The following is a 7,596-nucleotide window of genomic DNA, read 5'->3' as shown; positions in this document are numbered from 1 at the left end:
CGCAAAATTCGGCATACCCCGCTGCCATCGTCGCACCACCACGCGCGGCATCATCTCGTCGAACACCATACCGACCGTGACGGGGGGCTCGATCGCGCCTCGGTCAGCGCGCATTCACTCGACATCGCTCGACGCCTCGATCCCGAGGAGATCCGCGAGTCCGACAACCTGCACCGCGGTCCCGGCGACCGGTGTCGACACCGGCGCCGAATCCTCGTCCACCAGCACGGCCTGTAGATCTTCCAACTCGGCCGGGTCGATCGCGGCAAGACCAGCGGCGTCGGTGAACAGATGGGACACCCACTCCTCCGCGAGCAGCACCGACAGCTCTGTCTCCGCTGCTTCGGCCTCGGCCGGGACCACGATCGTGGCACCCGCGCTGCCCGCGGCCACCACCTCGAGCACAGCGGCCACCGACGCCGGGCGCCCGTGTCGGAAGGTGCGGGATTCGAAGGTCAGCCCGGTGCGAGCAGACAATCGATACGCCACATCCGCCAGGGCGTCATAGGACAGTGTCCCGTCGTAGTCGGCACTGGCGGGGCGCTGCGCGGAATCCGCCGCGGTCAGCACGGCGGCAGCATCGTCGCCACGAAGCGTTCGGGTCCGATTCGCGTAGGTCACCGGCCTCGGCGATTGCGCGTCGATCTCGGCGACCACGTCAGGATCATCGAACGCCAGCCAATCGATACCGACGAAGGCCGACGCGCCGCTCGCTGCCTGGCGTACGGCCTCGGAGGAGGCGGTGAGGCCTACCTTGACCTCCAGTTCGCTGGTCGAAACCGAGTCGATCGAGGGCACCGGAACCAGGGCCGCGCCGGCTTCGAGCACCGCCCAGACAGCAACCACCGCATCGACGCCGCGATCCATACAGATCGCGACCCCCGTGCCGGGCCCACAGCCGCGCCCGATCAGTGCCCGCGCCAGCCGCGACGACCGGGCATGGAGGTCCTGGTAGGACACCGCGTCCTCACCCGCTACCACCGCCGGTCCATCCGGATCGTCCTCGACCGCGACGGCGAGCAGCCGAGTCAGCGCGGTTCCGGTGGCCGATGCCGCGGTGTCGGTCTGCGCCGCCGCCGTCAGGTCCGGTGTGGCGAGCACTCGATTCCGTTCGTCGGCATCGAGGATGTCGATATCGCCCACGCATACCTGGGGGTCGGCGATCACGGAGACGAGGATGCGCTCGAGCCTGCGTCCGAACGCTTGCGCGGTCGACTCATCCAGAACGTCCGTCGCATAGGTGAACACGGTGATCAGGTCATCAGGCGTCCCGTCCGCGCGGTGCCGCGGCTCGACGGTGACTTGGAGATCGAACTTCGCCGCGACCGTACCTGTCTCCAGCGCCGTCGCCGTCAGCCCGGGCAGTGTCAAGGTCGGCTGCTCGGTGTTCTGGAACGAGAGCATCACCTGGAACAACGGGCTGTAGGTGGTGGCCCGTCCCGGGACGACCTCCTCCACCACCCGTTCGAACGGGATATCGGCGTTGGCGAAGGCCGCCAGGTCCGTCTCGCGGGCCGCATCCACCAGTTCGGCGAAGGTCATCGTGGAATCGACGCCGGTGCGCAACGCCAGGGTATTGACGAACATGCCGACCAGATCGTCGAGCGCTCGTTCACCGCGCCCGGCGATCGGCGTGCCGATGGTGATATCGGAACCACCCGACAACCTGGCCAGCAGTACCGCCAGCGCGGCGTGCATCACCATGAACAACGTCGAATTGTGTTCCCGCGCGATCCCAACCAGTTCCTCGTGCACCTCGGCGGACACCGTGAACCCGGTCGAGGCTCCGCGCATGCTCGGCACGGCCGGGTGCGGCCGGTCCAAGGGCAGATCGCGCTCTCCGGTCAGGTTGTCGAGAGCGCCGCGCCAATACGCCAGCTGGCGCGCGGCCACCGAGTTCTCGTCGTCGTCGGTGCCGATGACGCTGCGCTGCCAGATCGCGAAGTCGGCGTACTGCACCTCCAACGGCGACCAACGCGGCGAGTAGCCGCCGATCCTGGCCAGATAGGCGGTCATCAGGTCACGGGCCAGCGGTGCCATCGAGGCGCCGTCGGCGGCGATGTGGTGCGCGACCAGGGCGACCAGGTGCTCGTCCGGTCCGGACTCGAGCAGCAGGGCACGCACCGGGACCTGTTCGGTCACATCGAATCCGGTGTGCATCAGCTCCGTGATTCGGCCGATCGGATCGTCGGCGGCGTCGACCTCCTCCAGCCCACCGGGCAGTGCCTCGGCAACCGACAGGATCTGCTGGTACGGCAGCCCGCCCGCCCGACTCGCCGGGTAGCGCGTACGCAGCGACTCGTGCCGCTCCAGCACATCCGCCATGGCGTAACGCAGCGCGGAGACGTCGAGCGCACCGGTCAGCCGGATCGCCAACGGGATGTTGTACGCGGGCGAGGCCGGGTCGAACTGGTTGAGCACCCACATCCGCTGCTGAGCGAGCGACAGCGGCACCCGCTCGACCCGCTCGCTGCGAACCAGCTGCGGCCGTGCTCCCGCGCCACTGCCCGTGCCGGGCGTCACCCGGGCGGCCAACGCGGCGACGGTGGGCGCCTCGAACAGCTCGCGCACCGCGAGGCTGGCGTCCAGCGCCTCGTTGATCCGCGCGACCACCCTGGTGGCCAGTAGCGAATTACCACCGAGCGCGAAGAAATCGTCGTCCATACCGACCTCACCCGCGCCGAGCAATCCGGCGAACACGTCGGCGACGGCCTGCTCGACCGGCGAACTCGGGGCGCGGAAGGTCGCCGAGCCGACGAATTCCGGCGCGGGCAGCGCCCTGCGGTCGAGTTTGCCGTTCGGCGTGAGCGGCAACTGGCCCAGCACGACGATGGCGTCGGGAACCATATAGCCGGTGAGGAACTCGGCCACCTGCGCGCGCAGCACCACCGAATCGAGCGCAGCACCGGTGTCGGCCACCACGTATCCGATGAGCCGGTCACCCAGGTGCTCGTCGTCACGAACCAGCACCACGGCCTGGCTCACACCCGGGCAGCGCAGCAGCGCCGCCTCGATCTCGCCGAGTTCGATTCGGAACCCGCGCAGCTGCACCTGTTGGTCACCGCGGCCCGCGTACTCCAGCGTGGCCTGCCCACCGAGACCGACCCAGCGGCCGATGTCGCCGGTGCGATAAATCCGGGAACCCGGCTCGCCGAACGGATTCGCCACGAATCGCGCGGCGGCCAGACCAGGTCGGCCGAGGTAGCCGCGGGAGAGTTGGCCACCGGTGACGTAGATCTCCCCCGCGACGCCGACCGGTGCCGGGTGTAGCCGATCGTCGAGCACATACGCGTCCAGGCCGGGCAGCGCACGACCGATCACGCTGGCCGCGTTGTCCACCATCTGCTCGTCGAGCGAGAGGAACGAGACGTGCACCGTGGTCTCGGTGATGCCGTACATGTTCACCAGCCATGGCGCGTCCACGGCATGCCGCTCGTACCAGCGCTGCAGTTGGCGTAGATCCAGCGCCTCGCCACCGAAGACCACATAGCGCAGCGCGAACTTGCCCTGTTCGGTCGGGTGCACAGCTCGGTCGGCCTCGGCGAGCTGGTAGAACGCCGACGGGGTCTGGTTGAGCACGGTGACCTGTTCGCGAATCAGCAACTCGCGGAACTGTTCCGGTGATCGCGACGTCACGTAGTCGACGATCACCACGGTGCCGCCGTTGGCCAGCGCACACCACAGCTCCCACACCGAGAAGTCGAACGCGAACGAATGGAACAGCGTCCACACGTCGGTTTCGTCGAAATCGAACAGCAGCTGAGTATTCGCGAACAGCTCGACCACGTTCCGGTGTGCGACACCGACGCCCTTGGGCACACCCGTCGACCCCGACGTGTAGATGACATACGCCAAGTTGTCCGGCCGTAGCGGCGCGAGGCGGTCGGCGTCGTGGATCCGGGTGTCGGCGAAGCCCGTAGCCGCCTCCAGCAGAACCACCGGAATATCACCCGCGGGGACCGCGTCACGCTCGTCCGCCGTGGTCAGGACGCAGATCGGCGCGGCATCGGCGAGCATGAACTGCAACCGCTGCGCCGGATAGCTGGTGTCGATCGGCAGATACGCGGCACCGGTCAACAGCACCGCCAGCAACGCGACCGGAAGCTCGTGCGACCGCGGGACCGCCACCGCCACCAGCGTTTCCGGACCCACGCCCTGGGTGATCAAGGAGCGAGCCACCTGATTCGCGCGCCGCTGCAACGTATCGAAAGTCAGTGTGGTGTCGCCGAAACGGACCGCGTCCGCGTTCGGCCGCCGGCGCACCTGCGTGGCGAGCAGATCCACCAGGGTGACCGCGGGCACCGTCGCGCCCGGACTGTTCCACTCGTGCAGCACCAGGTCGCGTTCGCCGGGGGCGAGCACGTCGATGTCGCCGACGGTCACCGCGGAATCCGACGCCACCGCGGCCAAGATGCGGCCGAAGCGATCTGCGAAGTCCTGCACGGTCGTCTCTTCGAACAGGTCGGTGGCGTAGGTGAAGGCCGCCGAGATGCCGTGCGCGCCGCCGCGCCGGCCGATGTTCTCCACCAGCGCCAGCTGTAGATCGAACTTCGACAGCGGCACCGCCAGGTCCACCGCCGACACCGAAAGTCCGGGCAGCTCCAGCTCGGTGCGAGCCAGATTCTGGAACGTCAGCATCACCTGAAACAGCGGATGCCGTCCCGCCGAGCGCGCCGGGTCCAGCAGCTCCACCAACCGTTCGAACGGCACGTCGGCGTGGCCGAACGCCTCGACGTCGACCCCGCGCACCGTGGACAACAGCTGGTCGAATGGCACACCGGGGTCGACCTCGGTGCGCAGCACCAGCGTGTTGACGAACATACCGATCAGGTCGTCCAGTGCGGCCTCACCGCGACCGGCGACCGGGGTGCCCACGGCGATGTCCCTGGTGCCGGACAGGCGGGCGAGCAGCACCGCCAGCGCGGCGTGCATCACCATGAACAACGTCGAATTGTGCCGGTGCGCAAGGCGATTCAGCGCGGCGTGCACGTCGGCGTCGATCTCGAAGCCGAGTGTGGCACCGTGATGGGAGGCGATGGCCGGACGCGCACGGTCCGCGGGCAGCTCCACCTGGTCGGGTAGCGCGGCCAGTTCGGTACGCCAGAAGGCGATCTGCTGTGCCAGCACCGAATCCGGGTCGTCCTCGGCGCCGAGGATCTCCCGCTGCCAGATCGCGTAGTCGGCGTACTGGACCTCGAGCGCGGGCCATTCCGGTGCATCATCGCGCATCCGGTCCACGTACGCGCCCATCAGGTCGCGAGTCAGCGGTCCCATGGAGAAGCCGTCGCCCGCGATGTGGTGCACCACGCAGATCAGCACGTGCTCGGTCTCGCTCAGCGCGAGCAGCCGCACCCGCACCGGCGGTGCGGTGGTCACGTCGAAGCCCTGGGTCACCACGGCGGCGACCAGCGCGGCCACCTGACTCTCATCCGCCTGCTCGACCACGAATTCCGGCTCGGCGCGCGGATCATCCGTCGGCAGCACCAACTGGTAACCCTCGCCGTCGACCTCCGGATAGACGGTGCGCAGCACCTCGTGCCGCTCGGCGAGATCGCGCACCGCAGCGCGCAGCGCGTCGACGTCGAGCAGACCCGAGAGGCGGACGGCAGCGGGAATGTTGTGCACCGCGCCGGCCGGATCGAAACGGTTCAGGAACCACATTCGCTGCTGGGCGTAGGACAGCGGCACTCGTTCCGGGCGCGGGCGTGCGCGCAGCGCCTGACCCGCGGCCGAACCCGCGTGCTGTTCCACCCGTTGGGCGAGCGCGGCGACGGTGGTCGCCTCGAACAGCAGTTGCACCGGGACCCGCAGATCCAGCGCGGAGCCGATTCGCGCGGCGGCCTGCGCGGCGAGCAGCGAGTTGCCGCCGAGCTCGAAGAAGTCGTCGTCCGCGCCGACGCGGCCGTCCTCTTCGGGCACCAGCAACGCGGCGAACACCTCGGCAACGATCTCCTCGACCGGCGTCGAGGGCGCTCGGAACGCACGTGCGGCGAAGATGGGTTCGGGCAGCACCGCACGGTCGAGCTTGCCGACCGGGGTCAGCGGTATCTCGTCCAGCACCATGATGGCGGCTGGGATCATGTATGCGGGCAACAACGCTGCGAGGAATTCGGTGAGCACGCCGGTATCGACGTCGGCCCCCGCGCGCGGCAGCACATAGGAGACCAGGGCTGTCGCGCCGGAAGGCAGTGTCTTGCCGAGGGTTGCCGCGAAGACGATGTCCGGGTGGCTGGTCAGGGCATTATCTATCTCGCCGAGTTCGATGCGGAAGCCGCGGATCTTCACCTGGAAGTCCGAGCGTCCCAGATACTCGAGGACACCGCCGTCCACCTCGTCGGATTCGGTGCGACGCACCAGGTCTCCGGTGCGGTAGAGCCGTGCGCCGGGATTGCCGGTATCGGCGCCGAAGGGGCTGGCCACGAACCGCTCCGCAGTCAGGCCCGGTCGCCCGAGGTAGCCCTGTGCCAGCGCAAGTCCCGATAGGTACAGCTCGCCGACCACCCCGGTCGGCACCGGGCGCAGCCGCGAATCCAGCACGAACACGCCGACTCCCGGAACAGCCGAGCCGATCGTGAGGGAACCGCCGGGCCGCATCGGGAGGGTGCTGGTGGCGAGAATGGTCGCTTCAGTGGGCCCGTAACCGTTGTAGAACTCGCGCTCGCCCGCCCAGCGGCCGACCAACTCCGGCCCGAACTTGTCACCGGCCACCACGACAGCCTGCAGGTCGTCCAAGCCCGCCGGGTCCACCGATTCCAGTGCGCCCGGGGTGATCAGCATGTGCGTGACGTGCTCGCGCCGGAGCAAGTCCGACAGCTCGAAGCCACCGAACACCGAGGGCGGCGCGATCACGAGGGTAGCGCCGGAGGAGAAGGCCAACAGCAACTCGAGTACCGAGACGTCGAAGTTCGGCGAGCAGACGTGCAGAACCCGCGATTCCTCGGTCACCCCGTAGTGCTCGCGCTCCGCGGCGACCAGGCCGGCCAGGCCGCTGTGCGTGACCACCACACCTTTGGGCTTTCCGGTCGAGCCGGAGGTGTAGATGATGTAGGCCGGGTGCCGCTCGTCCAGCGATCGGACCCGGTCGGTGTAGGAAATGGGGTGATTGGGGCGCGCGGCGATCCGCGCGGACTGCACCGGGTCGTCCAGTTCGATCCAATAGGCCCCGGTGCCGAGCACCGCACGATGTGCCGAAGTGGTGAGACCGAACGTCGCACCGGAGTCGGACACGATGTGGTTGATGCGGTCGGTCGGATACGTCGGATCCACCGGCACGTAAGCCGCGCCGGTCTTCGCGATCGCCCAGACGGCGAGTACCGACTCGACGCTGCGCGCGATACCGATCGCGACCACGTCGCCCGGCCCGACACCGCGCTCGATCAGCTCTCTGGCCAGCCGGGAGGACGCCGCGTCCAGTTCCGCGTAGGTGAGTTCGCGATCGTCGGCGGGGTCTCCCGTCGGGTTGAATCGGATCGCTACCTCAGTGGCAGCGGACTCGACCGCGGCGGTGAGCAGCTGCCCGAACAGCGGGCTGCCCGACCTGCGGCGACGGTTACCGCGAGCGGATCGACGGGCGGTTTCCATTCGAGTGCATTCACC

1 protein-coding gene is annotated in these 7,596 nt (G+C 68.6%); it reads right to left on the bottom strand.

Annotated features, from left to right (window positions below):
* Positions 1-114: 114 nt before the first annotated feature.
* Positions 115-7,581, bottom strand: coding sequence for an amino acid adenylation domain-containing protein (locus AB0C34_RS13555; RefSeq protein WP_357071038.1), 7,467 nt, complete (start codon positions 7,579-7,581; stop codon positions 115-117).
* Between the last annotated feature and the right edge of the window lie 15 nt (positions 7,582-7,596).

This window comes from Nocardia sp. NPDC049220 (genome assembly GCF_040647855.1).
In the GTDB taxonomy this organism is placed as follows: Bacteria; Actinomycetota; Actinomycetes; order Mycobacteriales; family Mycobacteriaceae; genus Nocardia.
This window is presented reverse-complemented; position numbering and strand designations above follow the sequence as displayed.